Origin of the sequence: Rhodoblastus sp., assembly GCF_041915505.1 — a bacterium.
In the GTDB taxonomy this organism is placed as follows: domain Bacteria; phylum Pseudomonadota; class Alphaproteobacteria; order Rhizobiales; family Beijerinckiaceae; genus Rhodoblastus.
In genome coordinates, this window is record NZ_JAYSBG010000441.1 from 1 (window position 1) to 2591 (window position 2591).

Consider the following 2591-nt stretch of genomic DNA (forward strand, 5'->3'; position numbering starts at 1 on the left):
AACTCTTTGTCATGGAGCCCTGGTATCCGGATCCTTCGATCAATCCGAATTACACCGCCGAGAACTTTAACGGCACATTGGTCTACCTGCGCAACGGAACAGGCGACCCGTTCAAATTCCTGGGCGCACATGTGCGAAGGCCGCTTTCCTATTACCTGTCACGGCCGCTCGATGGGAAATTCATCGCCGGAATTTTCGCGACTTGAAGCGACGGCGCGCGGATTTGGCCGCGGTCGCCCCGTTCACACACAAAAGGCGCTGCGCGACCATTATAGCCGGCTATGAGGAAGGCGTCGAAACTCCGCCACGCGCCGCGCTTTTGCCGCGTGCTCGCCCAAGCGCGTCCAACCGATGTCAATTCAAGGGGTTGGCGATTTTCCGTGGTCCGTCAGAAAGATACTGCTTTCTTCCGCTCGTTTTGTCGGAGGCTGTTCACCTTTTATTAAGCAGGAACAGGAGACCTTCTCGAAACCGTGCGGTCCAATTTTCTTCAAAGCCTCACACCGCATGAAAGGCTTGAAACCATGTCGAAGCTTGCCGTTTTCGTCGCTTTCGCCGGTCTCCTGATCGCCGGCGCGACATCCGCCTCCGCCGCGCCGATCTCTCCGCCGCCGGCGAGCCAAATCACAGAAAGCAGCCCCGAAATTACGAACGTGCAATGGGGGCGGCATTGCTGGCGCGACCGCTGGGGCCGCGTCCAATGTCGAGGGGGTGGTCCGGGATGGGGACCGCGCCGCCATTGCTGGCGCGACCGCTGGGGGCGGGTTGTGTGCCGCTGAACTGACAGAAAAAGCATTACGCCGGCGACCCTGCATCCTGCATGGTCGCCGGAATGTTTTTGAGGCCAGGGGCGAGGTTCTCCCGCTGGCCTTTTAAACAGGCGTGGCGCTGCGACTGCCCTATTTGCGCGTCAAAGTAAAAGAGACTGAGACAGGCCGCGCCGGCGCAGCATGCCGTCACTTCCGTCGGCGCCGCGCCCAACGGCCTCAGGCTATATCGCCCCTTCGTTTGGCCAGGCGACGGCATTTGTCATACCTTGCTTAGGGAATCGCAGTCGGCGTATCAATTGACGTGCTTTGACCGCAGTTGGATCGCGATTCAGCGGCCGGTCAATCATCGTGATCTCCTCTTGCCTGGCGCTTCCGGTAGCGATGTTGAAACGAGCACTGTATAGGGCGATCCCCGTGGTCCTCGGCCTTCTGGCCCTGACCGGATGCGCCTCTTACGCGCCGCAACCGCTGGACCGGACGCCCAATCTGGCGTCAAGCCTCCCCATTCTTGCGGAGGCAAAGCGCGGCGCCCTCACCATTCACGATGTCGACCGACTGGCGCTGGCCAATAATCCCGAGCTTCGGGCGGCGCGCGCGCGACTTGGCCTCGCCAGGGCGCAGATCATCGAAGCCGGGGTCTTGCCCAATCCTCAGATCGCGCTTTCCTATCCGTTTTTCGCCGGCGGGGGCGAGGGGACGAATTCCTTCAGCTCGGGAATTTCGCAAGACCTGAAATCGATCATTCTCAGGCCGGCAAAGATCGAGGCCGCATCCAACGCCGCCGCCGAAATCGATGCATCGCTGTATTGGCAGGAATGGCAGACGATCGGCAAGGCGCGGATTCTTTTCGTCGATATCGTCTCGGGCGAGCGCGCGGAAAAGGTGATCGGGCGCACACGAAAGCTGCTTGAAGACCGTCTGGACCATGCGACGAAGGCGATTGACCAGGGAAACGGCACCCTTGCCTCTCTGTCCCCGGACCTGGCGGCGGCAGCGGAAATCCAGAAGCTCGACGACGACCTGAAACGGACGCAGCTTTCCCGGCGCCATCAGCTCAACGCCTTGCTCGGCGTCGCGCCCGACGCCCCCCTCGCGCTCGCGGCCGGCAGCCTGCCGCCGCCGCTCGACCCGCAGCGGGTAAGGCGGGGCCTCGACAATCTGGCCGACCGGCGGCCGGACCTGATCGCCCTGCAATATGGCTATCAGTCGCAGGAGGCGAAGCTGCGCCAGGCCGTTCTCGCGCAATTTCCGAATGTCACGATCGGGATTATCGGCGGCCGCGACAATAGCGGGATTTATTCCGTCGGCCCGCAAGTCACGTTCGACCTGCCGATCTTCGATCGCAATGAAGGCGCCATCGCCCGGGAGGGCGCGACCCGTGAGGCGCTCCGCTGTGAGTTCGACGCCCGGCTCGCCGCTGCGGCGTCCGAGGTCGGCGCGCTCCTGTCGGAACAGGCTCTGCTGCAGCGCCAATATGCGGGGCTTGCGCCGCGCCTCGCCAAGGCGAGGGATATTGCCGCGCAATCGGAAAAGGCCTATCGGCAAAATCTCCTCGACGAGCGCTCCTTTCTTGACGCTCAGCTCGCGCAGTTCACGATCGAGCGGCAGAGGATTGAACTGGAGCAGGCCCTGTTGGATGGCCGCGCCTCGCTTTCCATCCTGACCGGCGCCGACCTGCCGCCGGTCGCGATTGCTGTCGAACCGCCCCACGACAACATGATCAGCATGATCCGCGAACGGCTTTAACGGCATTTGCCGCTTTTTGCCGGCGTCAGTTGAACCGCGGGCGCAAATCAAATACCTAAAATCGACGGGAAAAAT

At 62.1% G+C, this 2591-nt stretch carries 2 protein-coding genes; both read left to right on the top strand.

Features of this window, described 5'->3' with window-relative positions; genetic code table 11:
- Positions 1 to 206: hypothetical protein (locus ACE3S9_RS18275; RefSeq protein ID WP_374547904.1), on the top strand; the 206-nt coding region annotated here is incomplete at its 5' end.
- Between the two features lie 978 nt (positions 207 to 1184).
- Positions 1185 to 2516, top strand: coding sequence for a TolC family protein (locus tag ACE3S9_RS18280; RefSeq protein WP_374547905.1), 1332 nt, complete (start codon positions 1185 to 1187; stop codon positions 2514 to 2516).
- Positions 2517 to 2591 lie beyond the last annotated feature (75 nt).